The sequence below is a fragment of the Pseudoxanthomonas jiangsuensis genome (genome assembly GCF_010093185.1).
Taxonomy (GTDB): Bacteria; Pseudomonadota; Gammaproteobacteria; order Xanthomonadales; family Xanthomonadaceae; genus Pseudoxanthomonas; species Pseudoxanthomonas jiangsuensis.
In genome coordinates this window covers 114,243-136,488 of sequence record NZ_PDWL01000001.1, presented here as the reverse complement: position 1 = coordinate 136,488, position 22,246 = coordinate 114,243, and the positions used below count along the sequence as shown (strand labels likewise).

Below are 22,246 nucleotides of genomic sequence, written 5' to 3'. Positions count from 1 at the left end.
GGCCGGAGAGGCCGCGATGGGGCGAGGGCCGTGTAACCTAGCGGCCCCTTCCGCATGCCGGCGTGCATGGGCACCGGACCGCAGCATCCCGGGTTCCGGTGCGCTGCCGGCCGTGGCGGAATCCGCACCGCTGGAGCCAGTCCCCGCATGGGCGTCGCCGACACCCCGGAACATCCGTCGAACCCGCAGGCCGCTGCCCGCTACGCGGCCTCCGCGCGCCTGTCCGTGGCGCCGATGATGGACTGGACCGACCGCCACTGCCGGGCGTTCCACCGCCTGCTGGCGCCGCATGCGCGGCTGTACACCGAGATGGTCCACGCCAACGCGGTGGTCCTGGGCGACCGCGAGCGCCTGCTCGGTTTCGATCCGGTCGAGCATCCCGTCGCCCTGCAGCTGGGCGGCAGCGAGCCGGAGGTGCTGGCACAGGCGGCGCGGATCGGCGCGCAATGGGGCTATGACGAGATCAACCTCAACTGCGGCTGCCCGTCAGACCGGGTCCAGGCCGGGCGCTTCGGCGCCTGCCTGATGCGCGAGCCGGCGCTGGTGGCCGAATGCGTGGCGGCGATGTCCGCCGCCGCCAGCAACGTACCGGTGACGGTGAAGTGCCGCCTGGGCGTGGACCAGGACCACGAGTACGAACGCTTCGCCGCCTTCGTCGATGCGATCGCCGCCGCCGGCTGCCGGACCTTCGTGGTCCACGCCCGCAACGCCTGGCTGCAGGGGCTTTCACCGAAGGAGAACCGCGAGGTGCCGCCGCTGCGCTACGACTGGGCCTGGCGGCTCAAGCGCGAGCGCCCCGACCTGCAGGTGCTGGTCAACGGCGGTATCGCCACCCTGGAGCAGGCGCAGGCGCAGCTGGCCCACGTCGACGGGGTGATGGTCGGCCGTGCCGCCTACCACGATCCCTACGAGCTGCACCGGATGGACGCGGCCCTCTACGGCGGGCCCCTGCGCGAACGCGGCGAGCTGCTGCGCGCCCTGCAGCCCTACGTCGAGGCCCAACTCGCGCGCGGGGTGGCGCTCAAGCACGTCACCCGGCACGTGCTTGGCCTGTTCCACGGCCAGCCGGGCGGGCGCGCGTTCCGCCAGGTGCTGAGCGAGGGCGCGCACCGCGCCGGCGTCGGCTGGGAACTGGTGGAGCAGGCACTGGACGCCACCACCGCGCGGCGCGCGGCGGCATGATCAGCCGCGATCCGGACGCCTTCCGGGCCTTCGCCGCTGGCTGCGCAACCGACTTCGGCCCGGCCGTACCGCGCGCCGCGTTCCTGATCGCGCCGGAGGGGTTCGCCCGCGCCGAAGAGTCGGCCTCGGACAACCGCTACATGGCCGCCGCCGACGGCTTCGACCCGGACGCGGCCCTGGCCGAGCACCGTGCTTTGCAGAAGGCGCTGGCCGACGACCTGCCGGTGATCCTGTTCCCGGGCGATCCGGCCAGCCCGGACGCGCTGTTCCCGAACAACGTCTTCGCCACCGCGCGTGGACCGGACGGACCGCGGCTGCTGGTCGGGCGCATGCGCCATCCGGTGCGCCAGCGCGAGGCGGCACGGGCCGACATCCGCGGCTTCTTCACCGGCGTGCTCGGCTGCCGGGAACTGGACCTGTCGCAGCAGCCGCACCCGTGCGAGCTGACCGGCTCGCTGGTGATCGACCGCGCCCGCGGCCTGGGCTACTGCGGCCTGTCCGAGCGTTGCGACGAGGCCGGCGCCCGGCTGATGCACGAAGCCTTCGGCCTGCGCGCGACCCTGCTGTTCGACCTGGCCCCCGGCGAGTACCACGCCAACGTGGTCCTGGCCGTGCTGGCCGGGCGCGCCGTCCTGGTCAGCCCGGCCGGCTTCGCCGATCCGGCGGTGGCCGCGGCCATCGCCGGCCTGTACGCGCCGCACGCGGTGGTCCTGGACCGCGGCCAGCAGGCCGCGTTCGCCGCCAACGCGATCGCCCTGTCGCCGCGGCGGGCATGGATGAGTGCGGTGGCGGCCGCCAGCCTGCGCCCGGAGCAGCGGGCGGTGCTGGCCGCGGCCGGCTTCGAGGTCGCGGCGGTGCCGCTGGCGGCGATCGAGGCGGCCGGCGGATCGCTGCGCTGCTGCGTGGCGGAGATCTGGTGAGCGCCGGTGAGAATGGGGACGGGACTGAACGGCGGGCGCCGGGATGTGGATAAGTTCAGACCGGATTCACTGGTTTCTAACGAACATTTCCATCCAGCAGCGCCTGCCACCGGTTCCCTTCCGGGTTCCCGCAACAGGCGTCCTGTCCGTTTCCGGATGAGATCGATGTCCCGCCTGCTTCGCCGCTTCGCCATCGTCGCGCTGTCGCTCGCCCTGCCGCTGGTGGCCGGCGCGCAGCAGGGCGTGGACGATCCGGGCGCGCGGCTGGCCGCCCCGCGCGGCGCCGAGCGCGGCCCGCCGATGCGTGGACTGGAGCCGCGGGCGATGGACCCGCGCGAGGCCCGGGAGCGGGCGATGGAGCGTCAGGCCCAGGGCGATCCGCGCCGCTCGCTGTCGGAGGCCGTGCGCCGGGTCCAGCGCCGCACCGGCGGCCAGATCCTGGGCGCCGAGCTGGTCCCGTTCGAGGGCCGCAACATCAGCCGCATCAAGTACATGGACGATCGCGGCCGGGTCCGCTATATGGATGACCCGGGGCCGGGGGAACGGCTGCGGCACGTGCCGGCGGTCCCGCGACGCGACGATAACGACGAACCCTAGACCATGGGCCGCCGGTCCGGCATCGTCCGGACTCCACGAACACTGCAACTCAGGGAGAGTGCATGCGAATCCTTCTGGTCGAAGACGAAGCGCCGCTGCGCGAAACGCTGGCCGCGCGCCTGAAGCGCGAGGGCTTCGCGGTCGACGCCGCGCAGGACGGCGAAGAAGGCCTGTACATGGGCCGCGAGGTGCCCTTCGACGTGGCCATTATCGACCTCGGCCTGCCGAAGATGTCGGGCATGGAACTGGTCAAGGCCCTGCGCGACGAGGGCAAGAACTTCCCGGTGCTGATCCTGACCGCGCGCTCGAGCTGGCAGGACAAGGTCGAGGGCCTGAAGCAGGGCGCCGACGACTACCTGGTCAAGCCCTTCCACGTCGAGGAATTGCTGGCCCGGCTCAACGCCCTGGTCCGCCGCGCCGCCGGCTGGAGCAAGCCGGTGCTCGAGTGCGGCCCGGTGGCCCTGGACCTGGCCGCGCAGACGGTCAGCGTCAACGGCAGCAACGTCGACCTCACCAGCTACGAGTACAAGGTGCTCGAGTACCTGATGATGCATGCCGGCGAACTGGTCTCCAAGGCCGACCTGACCGAGCACATCTACCAGCAGGACTTCGACCGCGACTCCAACGTGCTGGAGGTCTTCATCGGCCGCCTGCGCAAGAAGCTGGATCCGGACGGCGAGCTGAAGCCGATCGAGACCGTGCGCGGCCGCGGCTACCGCTTCGCGATTGCGCGCACCGACGGCTGAGCCACCGGCCGAAGGCGTCCGCCAGGTGAAGGGCAGTCCCCGGTTCCGGCCTTGGCGGTCGCGTTCGCTCAAGGCGCGGCAGCTCACCGCCGCCAGCCTGGGCCTGCTGGCGTTCCTGATGCTGGCCGGCTTCGCCCTGGACCGGGCGTTCGCCGAGACCGCCGAGAACAACCTGCGCCAGCGGCTGAAGAGTTACGCCATGGCGTACGCGGACAGCATCGACTTCGGCCGCGACGGTTCGCTCTACACCCCCGAGCTGGGCCCGGACCCGCGCTTCCACCGCCCCGGCAGCGGCCTCTACGCCGAGGTGGTGCTGCCCAGCGGGCATTGGGCCTCGCTCTCGGCCGAGGGCCCGTTGCTGCCCGAGGTGAGCGGGATGCTGACCGCGCGCGAGGAGCGCTTCGAGGGGCCGCTGGCGATCACCCAGATCGACGGCAGCGAGGGCGAGGTCTACCGCTACGGCATCGGCCTGATCTGGGCCGAGCGCGAGCCGGAAGCTGAATTCCCCTACACCATCTACGTGATGGAGGACGCCCAGACCCTGGCGGCGCAGGTGCGGGTGTTCCGCGGCGCGCTGTGGATCTACCTGGGCGGCGCCGGGCTGATCCTGCTGCTGCTGCAGGCGGTGATCCTGCAGTGGAGCCTGCGCCCCCTGCAGCGGGTGATCGCCGAGCTGGTGCGGGTCCAGCGCGGCCAGCTGCAGCGGATGAGCGAACGCCATCCGCGCGAACTGGAGCCGCTGACCGAGAGCATCAACGCGCTGATCGATTCCGAGCGCGAGCACCTGGAGCGCCAGCGCAACACCCTGGCCGACTTGGCCCACAGCCTGAAGACGCCGCTGGCGGTGCTGCGCACGCAGCTGGACGCCGGCGCCGGCGAGGGGCCGCGCGAGGCGGTCCTGCGCGAGGAGCTGGACATCCAGCTCAAGCGCATGAACGACCTGGTCTCCTACCAGCTGGCGCGGGCGGCCTCCGGCGGCCACAAGCTGTTCTCGGCGCCGGTGCCGATCGAGTCCACCGCCGAGGAGATCGTGCGCGGGCTGGAGAAGGTGTACGCGGGCAAGGGGGTGCTGTGCGAGTTCGAGGTGGCGCCGGGAGTGCAGTTCTACGGCGAGGCCGGCGACCTGCAGGAACTGCTGGGCAACCTGCTGGAGAACGCCTTCAAGTGGGCGCGCAAGCGGGTCCTGCTGACCGCCAGCCCGGGACCGGCGGCGCCCAACCGTCGGGCGGGCCTGCTGCTGGCGGTGGACGACGACGGTCCGGGGATCGCGCCGGAGGACGTGGCCAAGGTGCTGCAGCGCGGGGTGCGCGGCGACGAGCGGGTGCAGGGCCACGGGATCGGCCTGTCGATCGTGCAGGACCTGGTCCGCGACTACCGCGGCGAGCTGCAGGTGACGCGTTCGCAGGAGCTGGGCGGGGCGCGGTTCGAGGTGACCCTGCCGCCGGGGCTGTGAGCGGCCCTACAGCAGCGGCGACGGCCCGTAGAACCGCGCCAGGTGCGCGGCCACCGCCGGCATCCGTTCCCGCAGCAGGGCCGGCGCGGTGAAGTGGTATTCGCTGGCCACGGCGAAGAACTCCTCCGGCGCCTCGGCCGCGTACGGGTCGATCGCGGTCTCGCGGCCGGCGTCCACCTCGGCGCAGAACGCGTCGTAGGCCTGCTGGAAGTCGCGCGCCCATTCGCGCTGCCAGCGCGCCGGCAGCAAAGGGGTGCCGTCCAGTTCGCCGTCGAGCACGTCGAGCTTGTGCGCCATCTCGTGCACGGCCACGCAGTAGCCGGCGTCGGGCTCTTCCAGGTCGGCCTGGACGTCGGCCCAGGACAGGATCAGCGGGCCGTGGTCCCAGGCTTCGCCGATCAGCTCGTCGTCCCATTCGTGCAGCACGCCGGCGGCGTCGACGTGGCTGCGCCGCACCCGGAACGCTTCGGGATAGACCAGCAGCTGCGACCAGCCGTGCAGGCCGTTCCCGCCGAATTCCAGCAGGGGCAGGCAGCACAGGGCGGCCAGCAGCACGCTCTCGCCGGCGGCCAGTTCCAGGCCGTCCAGCGGGGTGATGGTCTTCTCGTGCAGGAAGCGGGCGGCCAGCGGGCGCAGACGTTCGCGGCGGGCGGGATCGAGCGCGGCGACCCAGGGCAGGCGCGCGCAGGCCGCGTCCCAGAGGGCGTCGTCGATGGCGGGTGGGCGCGGCCGCAGCCGGCGGAGGAGCGAACCGATCAGCGGAACATGCCCGGCAGGAAGCTGTGCCAGCGAGGGCCGCGCGGACGGACCTGGACGGTGTCGGCGGCATCGCCGCCGCCGCTGCTGGCGGCCGGCCGCGGGGTGCTGCGCGCCACCGGCGGGGTAGCCGGGCGCGCCTGCGGGACGTCGCCTTCGCTGGAGGCGTTGCCGGTGGCGGCCGGGCGCACGTAGACGCAGGCGCCCTTCTTCGGGGCGGCGTCGGATTCGGTGTCGGCTGCCTGGCACACCGGGGCAGCGAGCAGCAGCACGAGCGGGGCCAGGGCCAGGCGGCGCATCGTCGGGTCCATCGACCGGAGCGGAGCGCCGACTATAGCGCGGCCGGCGGTCGCCGGCATGTGGCTGGGCCGGGTCCGCCGCGGCGGGCGATAATCGGCGCCTGCCGCGGGCCGCCGGACCGGCCGCCCCGCCCCGAGGAGTGCAATGGACGATCGCGATCTGCTGCTGCGGCTGGGGGCCGGCGGCCTGTCCGGCGACGCGCTGGCGCGCGAGGCGGGGGTCACCCGCGCCGCGGGCTGGAAGCGGATCCGGGCGTTGCGCGCGGCCGGGGTCGAGATCGAGGCCCGCCCGGGCCGTGGCTATGCGCTGGCGCGGACGCCGGACCTGCTGGACGCCCAGGCCCTGCGCGCCGCCCTGCCGGCTGCGGTGGCGGCCTCGCTGGCGTCGCTGGAGGTGGCCTGGAGCCTGGACTCGACCAACAGCGAACTGCTGCGCCGGCCGCCGCCCGCGACCGGGGTGGCGGTGCTGCTGGCCGAGCGCCAGACCGCCGGCCGCGGCCGCCTGGGCCGGGCCTGGGCCTCGCCGCTGGGGGCGCAGGTGTGCCTGTCGCTGCGCCGGGGTTTCGCCGGCGGCCTGGCCCGGCTGGGCGGGCTGAGCCTGGTGGCCGGGGTGGCGGTGGCCGAAGCCCTGCGCGGGCTGGGATTCGCCCAGGCCGGGCTGAAATGGCCGAACGACCTGGTCGCCGATGGCCGCAAGCTGGCCGGGCTCCTGGTCGAGGGCGGCGGCGAGCACGGCGGGCCGGTGCAGGCTGTGATCGGGATCGGCATCAACGTACGCCTGCCGGCCACCACGGCCGCGGCCATCGACCAGCCCTGGACCGACCTGGCGACCCTGGCCGGCGCGGACCCGCCGCCGGCGCGCACCGCGGTGGCCACCGCGGTGCTGGCGGCGCTGGTTCCGGCGCTGGACGCATTCGACCGCGACGGGCTGGCGCCGTTCCTGCCGCGCTACGCGGCGCTGGACGTGCTGGCCGGACGCGAGGTGCGGGTCACCTCAGCCGGCAACGAGGTCGCCTCGGGCCGCGCCGCCGGCCTGGCGGCCGATGGCGGGCTGCGGGTGGCGACCGCGGCCGGCGAACGGATCTTCCATGCCGGCGAAGTGAGCGTGAGGACGCGATGAGCGACTGGCTGTTCGACCTGGGCAATTCCCGCTTCAAGGCCGCGCCCTGGCATCCGGGCGGCGGCATCGGCGAGGTCCTGGCCTGGCCGCACGGCGCCGACGCTTTGGCCGCAGGCGATGCCAGCCACGGCCCCCTGCCGCGCGGGCGCCGCGCCTGGCTGGCCAGCGTCGCCGCGCCGGCCCTGACCACCCAGGTGCTGACCCTGCTGCGCCAACGCTTCGAGCAGGTGCAGGTGGCGCAGACCCGGGCCGAGTGCGCCGGCGTGCGGGTGGCCTACGCCGAACCGGCGAAGCTGGGCGTGGATCGCTTCCTGGCCCTGCTGGGGGCGCGCGCGGCCGGCGGCGACGCCCTGGTGGCCGGGGTCGGCACCGCCCTGACCATCGACCTGCTCGACGCCGACGGCGTCCACCACGGCGGCCGCATCGCCGCCTCGCCGACCCTGATGCGGCAGGCCCTGTACCAGCGCGCGGCGCAGCTGCCGGCCGGCGGCGGCCGCTACCGCGAGTTCGCCGACGACACCGAAGACGCGCTGGCCTCCGGCTGCGACGGCGCGGCGGTGGCGCTGATCGAGCGTTCCCTGCGCGAGGCCGCCGCGCGCCTGGGCCGGACTCCGGCCTTGCTGCTGCACGGCGGCGGTGCGCCGGCGTTGCAGCCCTGGCTGCCGCAGGCGCGCCCGCATCCGGCGCTGGTGCTCGAGGGCCTGGCGCTGTGGGCGCACGCGAACGGCGACGACAGGCCCTAGAATCCGGCGACCCCGCCACGCCGCCGCCCATGCTCGTACGCGCCCTGATCGTCGTCCTGCTGGCCCTGAACCTCGGCGTGGCCGCGTGGTGGCTTTCGCGTCCGCCGCCGCCGCCCTACCAGGTGCTGGCGTCGACGGCCGGCGGGGCACCGCTGGAACTGGTGGGGGCCAGGCCGGTGGCGACCGCACCCGCTGCGCCCGTGGCCGCGGAAGGTCCCGTGCAGTGCCTGCGCGCCGGCCCCTTCGCCGACCGCGATGCCGCCGTCGCCGCGCAGGCGGCGCTGGAGGGCCTGCTGCGCGCCGGCACGCTCGAGGAAGTCCCCGGAGCCGCCGCCGGCTACCGGGTGCTGCTGCCGCCCGCCGCCGATCGCGACGCCGCCCAGGCCACGGCCGCGCGCCTGGCCGCGGCCGGGTTCCAGGATCTGCTGGTGCTCGGGCCCGGCGCGGAGGCCAACGCCATCGCCCTGGGCGCCTATCGCAGCCGGCAGGGCGCCGAGCAGCGGCTGCAGGCATTGCGCGCGGCCGGCTTCGCCGTCCAACTGCGCCCCCAGGGCCGGACCGAACCTTCGCAGTGGTGGCTGGAACTGCAGACCACGCGTGCCGAAGCGGTGCGCGCGCGCCTGCCGGACGTCGGCACCGGCGAATGCCAGCTGCCGCAGCCGGCGGCCGGCGCCGCGGGCGCGCTGCGCTAGAATTCCCGCGCCTTTGCCGTCGCCGCTTTAGCTCAGCTGGTAGAGCAACCGCCTTGTAAGCGGTAGGTCATCCGTTCGAATCGGATAAGCGGCACCATCCCTGCGGCGTCCCCGTGCCCGTTACGGCAGCGAGGGGCATACCGGCACCAGCATCGCCGGCATGTCCAGGCGCACGCCGGCCGGCAGGGTCGGCGGGCACGGCCCGAACCCCCGCTGCCACGCCAGTACCTGCCAGCCGGCGCCGGAGGCGGGCAGGTCGTAGGCGTACCAGGTCTCGCCGTCGTGGAAACCGTGGAACAGGTCGACCGCGCCGAACGGGCCGGCCTGCGCCAGCAGGGTCAGTGGCACGTTGAACGGCGGCGGTGCCGCCTCGCCAGGACAGATATCCAGGGCCGCCGCGGCGGCGGACGGCAGCGGAGTCGGCGAGGCGAGGGTCGAGGCGGGCAGTGCGTCCATGCGCCAGGAATATCAGCGCGACCGTGAAACCGGCGTCGGAAAACCGGCCCCTGTTGCGATGCGGCGCGTACCGGTCATGGGCGCTGGCTAGACTTGCCGCCTCACTTCGCTGGAGCAGTACCGCATGGCCCGCAGCTATCCACCCGTTTCCCTGATCGGCGTCCCCACCGACATCGGCGCCGGCCACCGCGGCGCGTCGATGGGGCCGGAGGCCCTGCGCATCGCCGGCATCGGCGACGCGTTGGCCGCGCGCGGGGTGGAGGTGCGCGATTGCGGCAACCTGGCCGGCCCGGCCAATCCCTGGCAGCCGCCAGACGCCGGCTACCGCCACCTCGACCAGGTGGTGGAATGGAACCGCGCGCTGATGCTGGCCAGCCTGCGCGAACTACGCGACGGGCGCATGCCGGTGATGCTCGGCGGCGACCACTGCCTGGCGGTCGGCTCGATCACCGCGGTGGCGCGCCATTGCCGCGACACCGGCCGCAAGCTGCGGGTGCTGTGGCTGGACGCGCATTCGGACTTCAACACCAGCGCGGTCACGCCTTCGGGCAATGTCCACGGCATGCCGGTGGCCTGCCTGTGCGGGCTGGGACCGCAGGCGCTGACACACCTGGGCGGCTACGCGCCGGCGATGCGCCCGGACCAGATCCGCCAGATCGGCATCCGCTCGGTCGATCCGGAGGAGAAGCGCCTGGTCAAGCAGCATGGCCTGGACATCTACGACATGCGCTACATCGACGAGATCGGGATGAAGCGGGTGATGGAGCAGGCCCTGGACGGGGTTGACGCCGACACCCACCTGCACGTGAGCTTCGACGTCGACTTCCTCGACCCGGGCATCGCCCCCGGCGTGGGAACCACCGTGCCCGGCGGCCCCAACTACCGCGAGGCGCAGCTGGTGATGGAGATGATCGCCGACTGCGGGCGGATGGGCTCGCTGGACATCGTCGAGCTCAATCCGGCGCTGGACCATTGCAACCGCACCGCGCAGCTGGCGGTGGACCTGGTGGAGAGCCTGTTTGGCAAATCCACGCTGATGCGCGACTGAACCGTTGCGGCACGGCCGGCGGCGGATTCACGCCGGTTCGACGGAGGCGCGGCGAGATTGGCGCCACCGCCGCACCCGGTGCGTGCGGCCCAACCGTCACGAGGAGTTCACCATGAAGCGCATCATCGCCCTGGCCCTGCTGAGCCTGTTCTCCGTGTCCATGCTGTCGGCCTGCAACACCATGGCCGGCGCCGGCAAGGACGTGCAGAAGGCCGGCGAGAAGATCGAGGACAAGGCCCAGGACTGCAAGGACGGCAAGTGCTGATCCTGCGCTCCGGTCCAGTGCCGGAAGCCGACGGGGCCGGGTCATTCCCGGCCCCGTCCGTTTATGGGGATGGGCCGCCGGCCGCCTAACTTCGACTTGACGCCCGCTGGACCCGCCCGCAACACGCGCTCCGGCAATCTGGACCTGCGGCGGGAAGACCCGCCGCTTCTTTCCTCCGACCAGACAGAAGGAGCAGCACATGAACCGCGACATCATCGCCGGCAACTGGAAGCAGCTGAAGGGCCAGATGCAGGCCAAGTGGGGGGACCTCACCAACGACGATTTCGACGTCGCCGAGGGCAACGCCAACTACCTGGCCGGCAAGCTGCAGGAGCGCTATGGTTGGGAGAAGGACCGCGCCGAAACCGAAGTGCGCGACTTCGAGCGTAGCCTGGACGAGCGCTATCGCCACTGATGCTCGCCTGCATCACCAAGGAAGGCGGCGGAGGTTTCTCTGCCGCCTTCCTCATTTCCCGGAGCTGATGCAGGACAGCTGACGTGCGTCAGTCGCGCCAGTCCGGCGGATCGGGGACGAAGCCGCCGGGGAAGGCCCGCGGCGCATCCGCCAGCGGATGGCCGTGATCGAGCCGGATGCCGCGGGCCAGCAAGCCCAGGCGGCTCTCGTAGCGCAATTCGGTCACCTGCAACGGACCGGCCTCGCGCTGGAAGCGCGCCTGCAGGGCGGGCGCGTGCTCGATCGAGCCATGTCCGGTGCCCAGGCGGGTGGAGGGCAGCGTGCGCTGCGAGTAGCCGCCAGCCTCCGGCCTGACCGCGTCCTCGGCTTCCATGCCTGCCTGGGCGCTGACCGGGGCGGGCGCCGCCGCACGTTCCCTGGGTGCATCGCCGGACGTCGCGACACGCGCGATCCCGCCATGGGGCGCGCGTTCGGCGAACACCGCGATCCCGATCACGCCGAGGTTGTCCGGCCGGCCGGTGCGCGCGGCGTAGCTGGCGCCGGGATCGACGAACATGAACTGCGCCACCGCATCCAGCGACTTGCGCCAGCCCGCCACTTCCAGGGTCTGCCACGGTTCGAGCACGTAGCCGGCCTGGTGGACGTCGGCGGTGCGGCCATCGATCGCGTTGATCCCGTCCACCGACAGCACCACCAGCAGCCGTTGCGGACGGGTGTTGCGCAGGCGCAGGGCGTAGGCGTGGCCGGGCTCGCCCGGCAGCCAGGTGCGGCCGGCATGGCGGTATTGCGGCAGCACCGTTCCGCTGTGGCGGTCGACCACGTCCAGCTCGACCGCGGGCGCAGGGCGGCGCAGGGTGCCGGCACGGGCCGCAGGCAGGCACAGCAAGGAGGCCAGCACGAGCAGGGTCGGCAGCAGGACGGCGCGGGAAGAGAGGCGGAGCGGTTGCATGGCGGCGGTCCGGGAGGGCGTTGCCGGAACCAACGCACGGGCGCGGCGGATGGGGTTGCGGGCATCGGCACGCAGGCCCGCCGCAGGCGGCGGGGTAGAATCGGCCGGTCTTTCCCGCCGCAATCGCCATGACCGTCCGCGTCCTCACCGGCATCACCACTACCGGCACCCCGCACCTGGGCAACTACGCCGGCGCCATCCGCCCGGCGATCGCCGCCTCGCGCGCGCCCGGGGTGGAGAGCTTCTTCTTCCTGGCCGACTACCACGCCCTGATCAAGGCCGACGACCCGGCGCGGGTGGCCCGCTCGCGCCTGGAGATCGCCGCGACCTGGCTGGCCTGCGGCCTGGACCCGGAGAAGGTGACCTTCTACCGCCAGTCGGACATCGTCGAGATCCCGCAGCTGACCTGGCTGCTGACCTGCGTGGCGGCCAAGGGCCTGCTCAATCGCGCCCACGCCTACAAGGCCGCGGTGGACAAGAACGCGGCCGCGGGCGAGGACCCGGATGCGGGGGTCAACGCCGGCCTGTACATGTACCCGGTACTTATGGCCGCCGACATCCTGGCCTTCGGCGCGCACAAGGTGCCGGTGGGCCGCGACCAGATCCAGCACATCGAGATGGCGCGCGACATCGGCCAGCGCTTCAACCACCTCTACGGCGACGCCTGGCGCGCGGCCACCGGGCAGGGCGGCGAGCCGCTGGTGCTGCCGGAAGTGCAGATCGACGAGAACGTGGCGACTCTGCCCGGCCTGGACGGGCGCAAGATGTCCAAGAGCTACGACAACACCATCCCGCTGTTCGCGCCACCGGCCGAGCTGAAGAAGCTGGTGATGTCGATCGTCACCGACTCGCGCGCGCCGGGCGAGCCGAAGGAGACCGAGGGCTCGGCCCTGTTCCAGCTGTACCAGGCCTTCGCCACCGTGCACCAGGCCGAGGAGATGCGCCACGCCTTCGCCGAGGGCATCGGCTGGGGCGACGCCAAACAGCGGCTGTTCGCCCTGGTGGACGAGGCCGTGGCGCCGATGCGCGAGCAGTACGCGCAGCTGATCGCCCGGCCGGCGCAGCTGGAGGAGATCCTGCTGGAAGGCGCGCGCAAGGCCCGCGACGTCACCGTGCCCCTGCTCGATGGATTGCAGCGCGCGGTCGGGCTGGGGCCGTTCTCGGTCCCGTTGCGGCAGGACGGCGGCAAGGCCAGGGCCGCGGCGAAGCTGCCGCAGATCAAGCAGTACCGCGAGGCCGACGGCCGCTTCCACTTCAAGCTGGTCGACGGCGACGGCCGCCTGCTGCTGCAGGGCGATGGCCACGCCTCGCCGCGCGAAGCGGGACAGGTGATCGCCCGGCTCAGGCGCGAGGGGCTGGACGCGCTGCACGAGCTGGAGCAGCGCGCGGTCGGCCTGCTGGGCGAACGTATCGGCGTGCTCGGCGAGGACTTGGCCGGAGTGGACGAGCTGCTGGCCGCCCTGCGGGCATTGGCCGATGCCGAAGCGGCGCAGGACTGAGCGCCGTGGCCTGGCTGTCCCTGCTGCTGTTCCTGCCCTGGTTCGCGGTGCTCGGCGGACTGTACTGGCTGTTCCCGCGGCAGCCGCGGCCGGCGGCGCGGCGGCTGTTCGACGCGACGGTGCTGGTGCTGTCTTTGCTGCTGAGCGTGGCCAGCATGCACTGGGGCTACCGCATCGGCCTGGCGGACACGCATGCCGGTCCGATCTGGCGCCAGGTGCTGGCGGTGCTGTACGCCTACGGCGCCTTCCTGGCGGTGCTGTCGCTGGCGATCCCGCTGCGCATGCGCCTGCTGCCGAACTGGTCGGGGAGACAGCGGGTGGGATGAGGCGGTGCGCGCGTGCGCACGGGCGAGTGGCCATCGAACGGCAACCGCAGAAGCGCTGGGGTTGCGCCGGCTCCGGAGGGGGTCCGCCGTCACATGGGGGATGGACCACCCTTCGGGACGACATCCTGTCTTTACTCAGGGCCGTGGCACATCCCTGTGCCACTTGGTCCATCCCCCATGCGACGGCGGACGCTCGCGCGTTAGGAATCGTGCCTTCGGATGCCGGTTTTGCTTCACCTGTAGGAGCCGGTCTTGCCGGCGACCGTGGAGGTGGATGGATCGCTGGCACCCGGTTTCACGCAGACGTATCCGCCATGGCGGTCGCCGGCAAGACCGGCTCCTACAAGCAAGGGGAGCAAAGACGCTGGGTCCCGGCGTTCGCCGGGACGACGGTAGAGCCCTGAAGAGCGGAAGCACCCGAAGCGGTGCTCCGAATACCCAAGGCACGGCGGCCCCGCCCGAAGCCAGCGCTTTCGCGCCATTCCCCGGGCACGGGCTGCTCCGGCTCCGTCGTTACCCGCGCTGCCATTGATCGCACGGCTCTACGACCAAAGCCGGATCGCTGCCACGCGAACGCCTGACTAGGATGTTCCCAGCTGCCTTTCCGGAGCCAGGACGCATGGACGGTCGCCATTCCCACGAACACCCGCGGCGGGAGCCGGACGGCGGCGGCGAGGGTGCGCCGATGCATGGCATCCACACCATCGACACCGGCTACGTGCGGCCGCGCTTCGACGCCGCCTACCTGGTGGTCGAGCGCGGGCGGGCGGCCTTCATCGACTGCGGCACCAACCACAGTGTGCCGGCGCTGCTGGAGGCGCTCGCGGGCGCCGGCCTGCAGCCGGCGGACGTGGACTGGCTGATCCTGACCCACGCCCACCTCGACCACGCCGGTGGCGCCGGCACCCTGATCGGCCAGTTGCCCAACGCGCGCCTGGTCGCGCATCCGCGCGCGGCGCCGCACATGATCGATCCGGCCCGGCTGGTCGCCGGCGCCACCGCGGTCTATGGCGAGGCCGCGTTCGCCGAGCACTACGGCGAACTTTCGCCGGTGCCTGCCGAACGCGTGGTGGTCGCCGCCGATGGCCACGTGGTCGACCTGGCGGGGCGGCCTTTGCTGTGCATCGACACGCCGGGGCATGCGCGCCACCATCTGTGCGTGTGGGACGCGCGCAGCCGCAGCTGGTTTACCGGCGACACCTTCGGCCTGTCCTACCGCGAACTGGTCAGCGGGCGCGGCGCCTTCATCCTGCCAACCTCATCGCCGGTGCAGTTCGAGCCGGAAGCGATGCAGGCCTCGATCGCGCGGATGCTGGCGCAGTCGCCGCAGGCGATGTACCTGACCCACTACGGCCGGGTCACCGGCGTGGACCGGCTGGCGGGCGAACTGCACGAGCAGATCGATGCGATGGTCTCGCTGGCCCAGGCCTGCGACGGTGGCCCGGACCGGCACCGGGCGCTGGTCGCCGCCTTGTCGGGCTACTACCTGGAGCGGGCCCAGGCGCACGCCTGCCCGCTGGACGACGCGGCGGTGCTGCGGCTGCTGGAGATGGACATCGAACTCAATGCCCAGGGCCTGGAGGTCTGGCTGGACCGGGCGCGCGGCACCGGCCGGCCGTGACCGCGACGGCGTGCGGCCCGGATCGTCAGCGGGCGGGGAAATCCCGGCGGCTCATTCCCAGCGGTTGAGGTGCGGGCCGAACGGCTCGCGCTGCTGGCGGACCACGCAGAAGCGGTGCCCGGTCGGCGCCTCCATCACCCACCAGCGCTTGACGAAGGCGATCTTCCTGGCGCCCAGCGCTTCCAGCCGCGCCGCCTCGGCCTCGATGTCGTCGGTCTCGATGTCCAGGTGCACGCGCGAGTCGTGCCCGACCTTCTGCAAGAGGATCACCGGCTCGTCGGCCGCGGTTTCCAGTTCGGCGTACCTGCCGTCGCCGTCCTGGTCGAGGCTGGCGACCGGCTTGCCCAGGGCTTTGCTCCAGAATTCGGCGCCCTCGCGCAGGTCGTCGACCCTGCAGTCCAGGACCAGGGTGCTGAGGCGGCTGTGGTGCGGCATGGCGGCGCTCCTTGGGGGGAAGGCACCGACGATACGCGCCGTGGTCGCACGGCGTGCGAACGCAAGGCCGCTCGCTGGGCCATGGTCCACCGCGGCGCGGCCATCAGTGCGGCAGCGCCAGGTCGTCCAGCAGGGCGCGCAGGAAGCGCGCGGCCTCGCCGCCGGTGGCGGCGCGGTGGTCGAAGGTCAGCGAGATCGGCAGCCGGCGGTGCACCTCGATCCCGCCCATCACCGCGACCACGTCGTGGCTCAGGCGGCCGGCTCCCACTATCGCCACGCACGGCGGCACCACCACCGGCGTGGCGTAGCGGCCGGCGAACATGCCGAAGTTGGACAGGGAGATGGTGTAGCCGGACAGCTCGCCGGCGGCGATGCTGCGGTCGGCCACCTGCGCGCGCAGGCGCTCGATCCCGGCGCGGATGCCGGCGGCGTCGAGCATGTCGGCGTTGCGCAGGGCCGGCACGAACAGGCCGTCGTCGGTATCCACGGCGATGCCGATGTCCACGTGCGGATGGCGGGTGACGGCCAGCGCCTCGCCGTCGAACCAGGCGTTGAGCGCCGGCACCGCGCGCGCGGCGGCGACGATCGCGCGGACCAGGCGCGCGGTGATGTCCTGGCGGCCGATCCAGGCATGCAGGTCGGCATCGTCGACCAGGGTGGTGGGCACGACCTTGCTGTGGGCATCGGCCATCACCCGGGCCATGTTCCGGCGCACGCCCTTGAGCTGCTCGGGCTGGCCGCTGGCGGCGGCGTCGCCGGCGCCCGGCGGACGGGTGCGCATCGGCTTGCCGGCGGCAGACAGCGGGGTGCGCGAGTCAAAGCCCCTCTCCCCGTGGGGCGAAGGGGACTGCTCGCGAACCACTGGTTCGCAGTCCACGGAGCGCCCTCGCGCTGGCGCGAGGGCCGGGGCGCGGAGCGGGGGTTGGGGAGAGGGTGTGGTAGCCGGCGAAGCAACCGGTCCCAGGATTGCCTCCGTCGGACCCTCTCCCCCGACCCCTCTCCCCGTGGGAGAGGGGAGCAGGGCCGAAGGCGAGGCGGCGGCCTGCTTCACATCGGCCAGGGTGACGGTGCCGTCGGCGCCGGTCGCGCGCACGCGCGCCAGGTCCACGCCCAGCTTCTTCGCCAGTGCGCGCACGGCGGGCATCGCCTTCACTCCGCCGACGGAGATCGCCTGTTCGTGGCGCACGGCGTTGGAGCTCTGCATCGCGCCGACCACGGTGCCGGCGTCGTCGCGTTCGCCCTCGTCCGCGGCCAAGGCCGCGGACGGCGCTGCGGACGCCGGTGCGCCCGCCGCATGGCCACCACCGTGGCGGTGGCCGGTGTCCTGGCCTTCGGCGCGCTGCGGCTGCGAGGCGTCCAGTTCGAACTGCGCCAGCATCGCGCCGGTGGCGATCACCGCGCCGGCGTCGCCGGCCAGCTTCAGCACCTTGCCCGAGACCGGCGAGGGCACCTCGACCACGGCCTTGGCGGTCTCCATCGACACCAGCGGCTCGTCCAGGCGGATGCTGTCGCCTTCCTTGACGAACCACTCGACGATGGTCGCGTCCGGCAGGCCTTCGCCCAGGTCGGGCAGGTGGAAGGTCTTGTGTTCGCTCATGCGGATGTCCCTGGCAGGTCGTTGCAGGCGCGGCCGGGCCGCGCCGGGAAGAGGGTAGGCGGTGGCGGGTGTACGGCGCGCGGCTCAGCCGTGCGCCAGCGCGCGCCGGGCCGCGGCCACGATCCGCTCCACGCTGGGCAGGTACTTCATCTCCAGCCGGAACAGCGGGATGTGGGTGTCCCAGCCGGTCACGCGCTCCACCGGGGCGAGCAGGTCGTACATCGAATGCTCGGCCAGGCGGGCGGCGATCTCGGCGCCGAAGCCGGCGCTGCGCGGGGCCTCCTGCACGATCACGCAGCGGCCGGTGCGCGAGACCGACTCGGCGATGGTGCCGAAGTCCAGCGGGCGCAGGGTGGCCACGTCGATTACCTCGGCGCTGATGCCTTCGGCGGCCAGGGCGTCGGCCGCCTCCAGCGCTTCCTTCACCTGCGCGCCCCAGGCCACCAGGGTCACGTCGGTGCCGTCGCGCAGGACGAAGCACACGTCCAGCGGCAGGGCCTCGCCGTCGTCGGCGACCTGCTCCTTGTACTGGCGGTAGATCCGCTTGGGCTCCAGGTAGATCACCGGGTCGGCATCGCGGATCGCGGCCAGCAAAAGTCCGTAGGCGCGCTGCGGCGAGGACGGCATCACCACCCGCAGGCCGGGCACGTTGGTGAACATCGCCTCGTTGGCCTCGCTGTGGTGCTCGGGGGCGCGGATGCCGCCGCCCCAGGGCACGCGCAGGACCATCGGGCAGTGCAGGCGGCCACGGGTGCGGTTGCGCAGGCGCGCGGCGTGGCAGATGAGGTGGTCGAGCATCGGGTAGACGAAGCCGTCGAACTGGGCCTCGGCCACCGGCTTCATCCCCTGCGCGGCCAGGCCGACCGACAGGCCGGCGATGGTGGTCTCGTCCAGCGGGGTGTCGAGCACCCTTTGCGGGCCAAACCTGCGCTGCAGGCCGGCGGTGGCGCGGAACACGCCGCCGTTCACGCCCACGTCCTCGCCCAGTACCAGCACCGAGGGATCGTGTTCCAGTTCCCAGGCCAGGGCCTGGGTGATGGCCTCGATCAGGGTGATCGGAGTGGCGGTCGGGGTCATCGGCTGTCCTCCGCCGCGGGTGGCATGGGCCGGGGCGGCATCGCCGCCGTGGTCGGTCGCGGCGGCGCCGGCATGGGCGCCCTCGGGCCGGGCGTTGCGGATGTCATCCATGGCGGGCCTCCGCCTGCGCGTCCAGGGCGATGGCGGCCGCGCGCTGGGCCAGCAGCTCCGGCGGCGGATCGGCATAGAGGTGGTCGAACATCGCTTCCACCGGCTGCACCGGGGTGGCCAGGTAGGCGTCGACCTCGGCGGCGATCGTGCGCTCGCATTCGGCCTTCCACGCCGCTTCCTCGGCCTCGCTCCAGGCGCCCTGCGCGGTCAGCCAGGTGCGCAGGCGCGCAACCGGCTCGCGCTGCCAGGCGTCCTTGACCTGCGCCTCGTCGCGGTAGCGGCGGGCGTCGTCGGCGGTGGTGTGGTCGGACAGGCGGTAGGTCATGAACTCGATCACGCTGCCGCCCTCGCCGCTGCGGGCGCGGTCGGTGGCGATGCGCATCGCCTCCAGCACCGCGACCAGGTCGTTGCCGTCCACCTGCAGGCAGTACAGGCCACCCGCAATACCCTTCTGCGCCAGGGTCGCCGCGCCGGTCTGGGCCTCGCGCGGCACCGAGATCGCCCAGCCGTTGTTGATCACGGCCAGCACCAGCGGCAGGGTGTAGGCGCCGGCGGAATTGAGCGCGGCGTAGAAGTCGCTCTTGGAGGTGCCGCCGTCGCCGCAGGTAGCCACCGCGACCTGCGGCAGGCCGCGCAGCTTGAACGACAGCGCCGAGCCGGCCGCGTGCAGGCACTGGGTCGAGATCGGCACGCAGATCGGGAAGTCGATCGCCGCATCGCTGTCGCGCAGGTAGTCGTTGCCGCGCTCGTCGCCGCCCCAGTACAGCAGCACGTCGCGCGGGCGCACGCCGCGCTCGAACATGGTGCCGATCTCGCGGTAGCTGGGCGCGAACACGTCGCCGCTGCGCATCGCCGCGCCGATCCCGACCTGGGCGGCCTCATGCCCGAGCGCGGACGGATAGGTGCCGAGCTTGCCGGTGCGCTGCAGGGCCACGGCCTTGGCGTCGAAGCTGCGCATGAACAGCATGCGCTTGAACAGCGGCAGCAAGGCGGCCGGGTCGCGCAGGTGCGGCGGGAACTCGCGGACCGCGACGCCGTCGGCGCCGAGGTACTGCAGGTACTCGATCTGGAAGCTGGCAGCGAGGGTCATCGTGGTATTCACCATGCGCTGTGTAACGCAAGCGGGAAAGTTGCACATGGTACGGAGTGGACCGTTAAAACCCGCCGTGCAGCGCAACAAGGCTTGCAATCCATGGACTTGCCGCGCGGGCGGACAGTTCCCCGGGACGATGACAGCGGTGGGCATCCGGCCCGCGATGGGCGCCTGCGTTACCCTTGCCGGCCCGCGCACGCCCCACGCTGCGCCCGCGACCACGCCGATGACCCTCGACAAGAACCAGCGTCCGCTCGAACCGGGCATCCACACCGACCTGCAGGGCCGCATGACCTATGCCGGCTACCTGCACCTGGACCGGCTGCTCTCGGCCCAGCAGCCTTTGTCGGATCCGCCGCACCACGACGAGATGCTGTTCATCGTCCAGCACCAGGTCTCGGAGCTGTGGCTGAAGCTGCTGATGCACGAGCTGCAGGCCGCGCGCGGTTTCCTGCGCGCCGACCAGGTGTGGCAGTGCCGCAAGGTACTGGCGCGGAGCAAGCAGGTGCTGCGCCAGCTGACCGAGCAGTGGTCGGTGCTGGAAACCCTGACCCCGTCCGAGTACATGGGCTTCCGCCACCTGCTCGGGCCGTCCTCCGGTTTCCAGTCGCTGCAGTACCGCGCCATCGAGTTCCTGCTGGGCAACAAGAACGCGGGCATGGTCCGGGTGTTCGCCCACGACCCGCAGGGCCAGGAAGGGCTGCGCAGCGAACTGGAGCTGCCCAGCCTGTACGAGGAATTCCTGCGCTACCTGGCCCGCTTCGGCCATGCGGTGCCGGACCGGTACCTGGAGCCGGACCGCGACTGGACCGCGCCGCACGTGTCCGACCCGGCCCTGCTGCCGGTGTTCGAGCGGATCTACGAGGACACCGACCGCTACTGGCGCGAGTACTCGCTGTGCGAGGACCTGGTGGACCTGGAGACCCAGTTCCAGACCTGGCGCTTCCGGCACATGCGCACGGTGATGCGGATCATCGGCTTCAAGCGCGGCACCGGCGGTTCCAGCGGCGTGGGCTTCCTGCGCGAGGCGCTGGAGCTGACCTTCTTCCCGGAGCTGTTCGAGGTGCGGACCAGCATCGGGCCGGGGTAGGGCGGCGGTCGTCGCATCCGGTTTCGAAGGCAACTCACTGATCCGGCAGGGGAAATCCGGGTCCAGGGCGGTCCGGCCGTGGCCCGCTCGCATTGACGCCCGGCGCCGTCGTCGGTGATTCTCGGCCCACTCCGGGGGCCGGTCGTCCCTGCAAACCTCTTCAGATTCCAAGGATTTCCATGAGCGCCGACGTCGTCGAGCCCAAGGTCGCGGCCCCGCCGCAGTCGCCTTCGCCCCCTGAATTCGCCCAGATCCTCGGCCATCCCAAGCCTTTGTGGATGCTGTTCATGTCCGAGTTCTGGGAGCGGTTCGCCTTCTACGGCATCCGCTGGGCGATGGTGCTGTACATCGTGGCCCAGTTCCACGGCGGCGATGCGGCCGGCGAGAAGCCGGCCAGCGAGCTGTACGGCGCCTACCTGGCCCTGGTCTACGCCGGCGCGATCTTCGGCGGCTACGTGGCCGACAAGCTGATCGGCTTCCAGCGCTCGATCCTGGTCGGCGCGGTGTTCATGTCGGTGGGCCTGTTCCTGCTGGCGCTGCCCAGCGAGCCGCTGTTCAAGCTCGGCCTGGCCACGATCATCGTCGGCAACGGCCTGTTCAAGCCGATCATCTCGACCATGGTCGGCAAGCTCTACGCCCAGGGCGACGCCCGCCGCGATTCGGGCTTCACCATCTTCTACATGGGCATCAACATCGGCGCGCTGCTGGCGCCGCTGGTGACCCAGTTCCTGGCCAAGAAGGTGTTCGGCATCGAGGACATGCCGGCCTACAAGGTGGTGTTCATCGCCGCCGGCATCGGCATGATCCTGAGCCTGGTCTGGTTCTGGTTCGGCCGCCAGCAGCTCAAGGGCATCGGCCTGCCGGCGCCGCACCAGGCGGGGATGCGCAACGTCGGCCTGGTGCTGGTGGCCGGCGCGGCGATCGGCATCCCGCTGTTCTATGCGCTGCTGACCATCGACGCCAACCTGCTGCAGGCGATCCTGATGGCGCTGTTCGTGATCCCGGCGATCATGCTGGTGCGGGAAGGGATGGTCGAGGGCCACGTCGCGCGCGACAAGGTGTTCGCGATGCTGGTGATCTTCGTGTTCAACGTCCTGTTCTGGATGTTCTTCGAGCAGGCCGGCAGCTCGTTCAACTTCCTGGCCGACCGCATCGTCAACCGCGACATCGGCATGGAGGGGATGTTCCAGGCCCTGGCCGGCACCAACGACTTCCCGGTGTCCTGGTTCCAGTCGGTGAACTCGGTGGCGATCATCGCCCTGGCGCCGGTGCTGGCCTGGCTGTGGGTGAAGATGGGCCGCAACAACCCGATCATCCCGCGCAAGTTCGGCCTGGGCCTGATCTTCAACGGCCTGGCCTTCCTGCTGCTGATGGTGGCCCTGTCGAGCATGGTCGACGGCAACGGCAAGATCCCGTTCTGGACCCTGTTCATGGTCTACGTAATCCAGTCGGTGGGCGAGCTTTGCCTGTCGCCGATCGGCCTGTCGATGACCACCAAGCTGGCGCCGAGCCGGCTGGCCGGCATGGCCATGGGCTGCTGGTTCCTGTCGATCGCCATCGGCAACAACCTGGCGGGCATCTTCGCCGGGCGGGTCAGCGGCGAGGGCGGTATGACCGTGGAGTCGGCCCACGCCGGCTACACCTTCGGCTTCTGGGCGCTGGTCGGTTCGGGCGTGCTGCTGTTCGTGGTCGCGCCGCTGGTGAACCGGCTGATGCACGGAGTGAAGTGACGATGGCGGGCGGACGGCGCGGCATG

At 72.1% G+C, this 22,246-nt stretch carries 24 protein-coding genes and 1 tRNA gene; 17 read left to right on the top strand and 8 right to left on the bottom strand.

Features of this window, described 5'->3' with window-relative positions; all coding sequences use genetic code 11:
* Positions 1-147 precede the first annotated feature (147 nt).
* From dusA to CSC62_RS00620, 5 genes are all read left to right on the top strand, one after another.
* Positions 148-1,182 carry a tRNA dihydrouridine(20/20a) synthase DusA gene (gene dusA, locus CSC62_RS00640; protein WP_162404224.1) on the top strand — a complete coding sequence of 345 codons (1,035 nt, stop codon included), beginning with the start codon at positions 148-150 and terminating at the stop codon, positions 1,180-1,182.
* Complete coding sequence (locus tag CSC62_RS00635) at positions 1,179-2,102, top strand: arginine deiminase-related protein (protein ID WP_162404223.1); 924 nt, start codon at positions 1,179-1,181, stop codon at positions 2,100-2,102. The genes dusA and CSC62_RS00635 overlap by 4 nt, the downstream gene beginning before the upstream one ends.
* A gap of 300 nt (positions 2,103-2,402) precedes the next feature.
* Positions 2,403-2,699 carry a hypothetical protein gene (locus tag CSC62_RS17910; RefSeq protein WP_425501973.1) on the top strand — a complete coding sequence of 99 codons (297 nt, stop codon included), beginning with the start codon at positions 2,403-2,405 and terminating at the stop codon, positions 2,697-2,699.
* Between the two features lie 62 nt (positions 2,700-2,761).
* On the top strand, positions 2,762-3,445 hold the full coding sequence (locus tag CSC62_RS00625) for a response regulator transcription factor (RefSeq protein ID WP_162404222.1): 684 nt from the start codon (positions 2,762-2,764) through the stop codon (positions 3,443-3,445).
* 118 nt (positions 3,446-3,563) lie between these two features.
* Positions 3,564-4,898, top strand: a complete 1,335-nt coding sequence (locus CSC62_RS00620) for an ATP-binding protein (protein WP_211368898.1) — start codon at positions 3,564-3,566, stop codon at positions 4,896-4,898.
* A 6-nt stretch (positions 4,899-4,904) separates the two neighbouring features.
* On the opposite strand, the gene CSC62_RS00615 is transcribed toward CSC62_RS00620, so the two are convergent.
* Entirely contained in the window at positions 4,905-5,687 is a 783-nt protein-coding gene (locus CSC62_RS00615) for a M90 family metallopeptidase (RefSeq protein WP_162404379.1), read from the bottom strand.
* Positions 5,654-5,953 carry a hypothetical protein gene (locus tag CSC62_RS00610; protein ID WP_162404220.1) on the bottom strand — a complete coding sequence of 100 codons (300 nt, stop codon included), beginning with the start codon at positions 5,951-5,953 and terminating at the stop codon, positions 5,654-5,656. Before CSC62_RS00610 ends, CSC62_RS00615 begins: the two co-directional genes overlap by 34 nt.
* Before the next feature lie 145 nt (positions 5,954-6,098).
* On the opposite strand from CSC62_RS00610, the gene birA reads away from it, so the two are divergent.
* From birA to CSC62_RS00590, 4 genes are all read left to right on the top strand, one after another.
* A complete protein-coding gene (gene birA / locus CSC62_RS00605) occupies positions 6,099-7,073 on the top strand; it encodes a bifunctional biotin--[acetyl-CoA-carboxylase] ligase/biotin operon repressor BirA (RefSeq protein ID WP_162404219.1) in 975 nt (324 codons plus the stop codon).
* Positions 7,070-7,816: a type III pantothenate kinase gene (locus tag CSC62_RS00600; protein ID WP_162404218.1), complete on the top strand. Its 747-nt coding sequence runs from the start codon at positions 7,070-7,072 to the stop codon at positions 7,814-7,816. The genes birA and CSC62_RS00600 overlap by 4 nt, the downstream gene beginning before the upstream one ends.
* Before the next feature lie 29 nt (positions 7,817-7,845).
* Positions 7,846-8,508 (top strand): SPOR domain-containing protein, encoded by a 663-nt coding sequence (locus CSC62_RS00595; protein ID WP_162404217.1) that lies wholly within the window; start codon positions 7,846-7,848, stop codon positions 8,506-8,508.
* A gap of 21 nt (positions 8,509-8,529) precedes the next feature.
* A tRNA-Thr gene (locus tag CSC62_RS00590) sits at positions 8,530-8,605 on the top strand.
* 23 nt (positions 8,606-8,628) lie between these two features.
* Here CSC62_RS00590 and CSC62_RS00585 read toward each other — a convergent pair.
* Positions 8,629-8,964, bottom strand: a complete 336-nt coding sequence (locus CSC62_RS00585) for a hypothetical protein (RefSeq protein ID WP_246194088.1) — start codon at positions 8,962-8,964, stop codon at positions 8,629-8,631.
* Between the two features lie 124 nt (positions 8,965-9,088).
* Here CSC62_RS00585 and rocF point away from each other — a divergent pair, with 124 nt between their 5' ends.
* The 3 genes from rocF (at position 9,089) to CSC62_RS00570 (ending at position 10,692) form a co-directional block, all read left to right on the top strand.
* Positions 9,089-10,012, top strand: coding sequence for an arginase (gene rocF, locus CSC62_RS00580; RefSeq protein WP_162404216.1), 924 nt, complete (start codon positions 9,089-9,091; stop codon positions 10,010-10,012).
* Between the two features lie 112 nt (positions 10,013-10,124).
* Positions 10,125-10,277 carry an entericidin A/B family lipoprotein gene (locus CSC62_RS00575; RefSeq protein ID WP_162404215.1) on the top strand — a complete coding sequence of 51 codons (153 nt, stop codon included), beginning with the start codon at positions 10,125-10,127 and terminating at the stop codon, positions 10,275-10,277.
* A gap of 199 nt (positions 10,278-10,476) precedes the next feature.
* Complete coding sequence (locus CSC62_RS00570; RefSeq protein ID WP_162404214.1) at positions 10,477-10,692, top strand: CsbD family protein; 216 nt, start codon at positions 10,477-10,479, stop codon at positions 10,690-10,692.
* 88 nt (positions 10,693-10,780) lie between these two features.
* Here CSC62_RS00570 and CSC62_RS00565 read toward each other — a convergent pair whose 3' ends face one another.
* Positions 10,781-11,641, bottom strand: a complete 861-nt coding sequence (locus tag CSC62_RS00565; RefSeq protein WP_162404213.1) for a hypothetical protein — start codon at positions 11,639-11,641, stop codon at positions 10,781-10,783.
* A 128-nt stretch (positions 11,642-11,769) separates the two neighbouring features.
* Here CSC62_RS00565 and CSC62_RS00560 point away from each other — a divergent pair, with 128 nt between their 5' ends.
* The 3 genes from CSC62_RS00560 to CSC62_RS00550 all read left to right on the top strand — a co-directional run bounded on the left by CSC62_RS00560 (position 11,770) and on the right by CSC62_RS00550 (position 15,087).
* The gene (locus tag CSC62_RS00560; protein ID WP_162404212.1) at positions 11,770-13,140 is read left to right on the top strand and encodes a tryptophan--tRNA ligase; all 1,371 of its coding nucleotides are present in this window, start codon (positions 11,770-11,772) and stop codon (positions 13,138-13,140) included.
* A gap of 5 nt (positions 13,141-13,145) precedes the next feature.
* Entirely contained in the window at positions 13,146-13,466 is a 321-nt protein-coding gene (locus tag CSC62_RS00555) for a hypothetical protein (protein ID WP_162404211.1), read from the top strand.
* Positions 13,467-14,151: 685 nt separating this feature from the next.
* Positions 14,152-15,087 (top strand): MBL fold metallo-hydrolase, encoded by a 936-nt coding sequence (locus tag CSC62_RS00550; protein WP_162404377.1) that lies wholly within the window; start codon positions 14,152-14,154, stop codon positions 15,085-15,087.
* A 51-nt stretch (positions 15,088-15,138) separates the two neighbouring features.
* Here CSC62_RS00550 and CSC62_RS00545 read toward each other — a convergent pair whose 3' ends face one another.
* The 4 genes from CSC62_RS00545 to pdhA all read right to left on the bottom strand — a co-directional run bounded on the left by CSC62_RS00545 (position 15,139) and on the right by pdhA (position 19,397).
* Entirely contained in the window at positions 15,139-15,522 is a 384-nt protein-coding gene (locus CSC62_RS00545) for a VOC family protein (RefSeq protein WP_162404210.1), read from the bottom strand.
* Positions 15,523-15,625: 103 nt separating this feature from the next.
* Positions 15,626-17,119, bottom strand: coding sequence for a dihydrolipoamide acetyltransferase family protein (locus CSC62_RS00540; RefSeq protein WP_162404209.1), 1,494 nt, complete (start codon positions 17,117-17,119; stop codon positions 15,626-15,628).
* Positions 17,120-17,203: 84 nt separating this feature from the next.
* Complete coding sequence (locus tag CSC62_RS00535) at positions 17,204-18,196, bottom strand: alpha-ketoacid dehydrogenase subunit beta (RefSeq protein WP_246194104.1); 993 nt, start codon at positions 18,194-18,196, stop codon at positions 17,204-17,206.
* 103 nt (positions 18,197-18,299) lie between these two features.
* The gene (pdhA, locus tag CSC62_RS00530) at positions 18,300-19,397 is read right to left on the bottom strand and encodes a pyruvate dehydrogenase (acetyl-transferring) E1 component subunit alpha (RefSeq protein ID WP_162404207.1); all 1,098 of its coding nucleotides are present in this window, start codon (positions 19,395-19,397) and stop codon (positions 18,300-18,302) included.
* 229 nt (positions 19,398-19,626) lie between these two features.
* Here pdhA and CSC62_RS00525 point away from each other — a divergent pair, with 229 nt between their 5' ends.
* Both CSC62_RS00525 and CSC62_RS00520 read left to right on the top strand, forming a co-directional pair.
* On the top strand, positions 19,627-20,490 hold the full coding sequence (locus CSC62_RS00525) for a tryptophan 2,3-dioxygenase (RefSeq protein ID WP_162404206.1): 864 nt from the start codon (positions 19,627-19,629) through the stop codon (positions 20,488-20,490).
* 179 nt (positions 20,491-20,669) lie between these two features.
* Positions 20,670-22,220 (top strand): peptide MFS transporter, encoded by a 1,551-nt coding sequence (locus CSC62_RS00520; protein ID WP_162404205.1) that lies wholly within the window; start codon positions 20,670-20,672, stop codon positions 22,218-22,220.
* The last annotated feature ends 26 nt before the right edge of the window (positions 22,221-22,246 follow it).

Bases quoted from the DNA above. Each gene is read 5' to 3' on its own strand.
- pdhA (WP_162404207.1), bottom strand. From the start codon at position 19,397: ATGACCCTCGCTGCCAGCTTCCAGATCGAGTACCTGCAGTACCTCGGC.
- dusA (WP_162404224.1), top strand. From the start codon at position 148: ATGGGCGTCGCCGACACCCCGGAACATCCGTCGAACCCGCAGGCCGCT.
- CSC62_RS00525 (WP_162404206.1), top strand. From the start codon at position 19,627: ATGACCCTCGACAAGAACCAGCGTCCGCTCGAACCGGGCATCCACACC.
- CSC62_RS00570 (WP_162404214.1), top strand. From the start codon at position 10,477: ATGAACCGCGACATCATCGCCGGCAACTGGAAGCAGCTGAAGGGCCAG.
- CSC62_RS00535 (WP_246194104.1), bottom strand. From the start codon at position 18,196: ATGACCCCGACCGCCACTCCGATCACCCTGATCGAGGCCATCACCCAG.
- CSC62_RS00625 (WP_162404222.1), top strand. From the start codon at position 2,762: ATGCGAATCCTTCTGGTCGAAGACGAAGCGCCGCTGCGCGAAACGCTG.
- CSC62_RS00560 (WP_162404212.1), top strand. From the start codon at position 11,770: ATGACCGTCCGCGTCCTCACCGGCATCACCACTACCGGCACCCCGCAC.
- CSC62_RS00545 (WP_162404210.1), bottom strand. From the start codon at position 15,522: ATGCCGCACCACAGCCGCCTCAGCACCCTGGTCCTGGACTGCAGGGTC.
- CSC62_RS00575 (WP_162404215.1), top strand. From the start codon at position 10,125: ATGAAGCGCATCATCGCCCTGGCCCTGCTGAGCCTGTTCTCCGTGTCC.
- CSC62_RS00585 (WP_246194088.1), bottom strand. From the start codon at position 8,964: ATGGACGCACTGCCCGCCTCGACCCTCGCCTCGCCGACTCCGCTGCCG.
- CSC62_RS00550 (WP_162404377.1), top strand. From the start codon at position 14,152: ATGCATGGCATCCACACCATCGACACCGGCTACGTGCGGCCGCGCTTC.
- CSC62_RS00540 (WP_162404209.1), bottom strand. From the start codon at position 17,119: ATGAGCGAACACAAGACCTTCCACCTGCCCGACCTGGGCGAAGGCCTG.
- CSC62_RS00595 (WP_162404217.1), top strand. From the start codon at position 7,846: ATGCTCGTACGCGCCCTGATCGTCGTCCTGCTGGCCCTGAACCTCGGC.
- CSC62_RS00635 (WP_162404223.1), top strand. From the start codon at position 1,179: ATGATCAGCCGCGATCCGGACGCCTTCCGGGCCTTCGCCGCTGGCTGC.
- CSC62_RS00610 (WP_162404220.1), bottom strand. From the start codon at position 5,953: ATGCGCCGCCTGGCCCTGGCCCCGCTCGTGCTGCTGCTCGCTGCCCCG.
- CSC62_RS17910 (WP_425501973.1), top strand. From the start codon at position 2,403: ATGCGTGGACTGGAGCCGCGGGCGATGGACCCGCGCGAGGCCCGGGAG.
- CSC62_RS00520 (WP_162404205.1), top strand. From the start codon at position 20,670: ATGAGCGCCGACGTCGTCGAGCCCAAGGTCGCGGCCCCGCCGCAGTCG.
- CSC62_RS00600 (WP_162404218.1), top strand. From the start codon at position 7,070: ATGAGCGACTGGCTGTTCGACCTGGGCAATTCCCGCTTCAAGGCCGCG.
- CSC62_RS00620 (WP_211368898.1), top strand. From the start codon at position 3,564: ATGCTGGCCGGCTTCGCCCTGGACCGGGCGTTCGCCGAGACCGCCGAG.
- CSC62_RS00565 (WP_162404213.1), bottom strand. From the start codon at position 11,641: ATGCAACCGCTCCGCCTCTCTTCCCGCGCCGTCCTGCTGCCGACCCTG.
- rocF (WP_162404216.1), top strand. From the start codon at position 9,089: ATGGCCCGCAGCTATCCACCCGTTTCCCTGATCGGCGTCCCCACCGAC.
- birA (WP_162404219.1), top strand. From the start codon at position 6,099: ATGGACGATCGCGATCTGCTGCTGCGGCTGGGGGCCGGCGGCCTGTCC.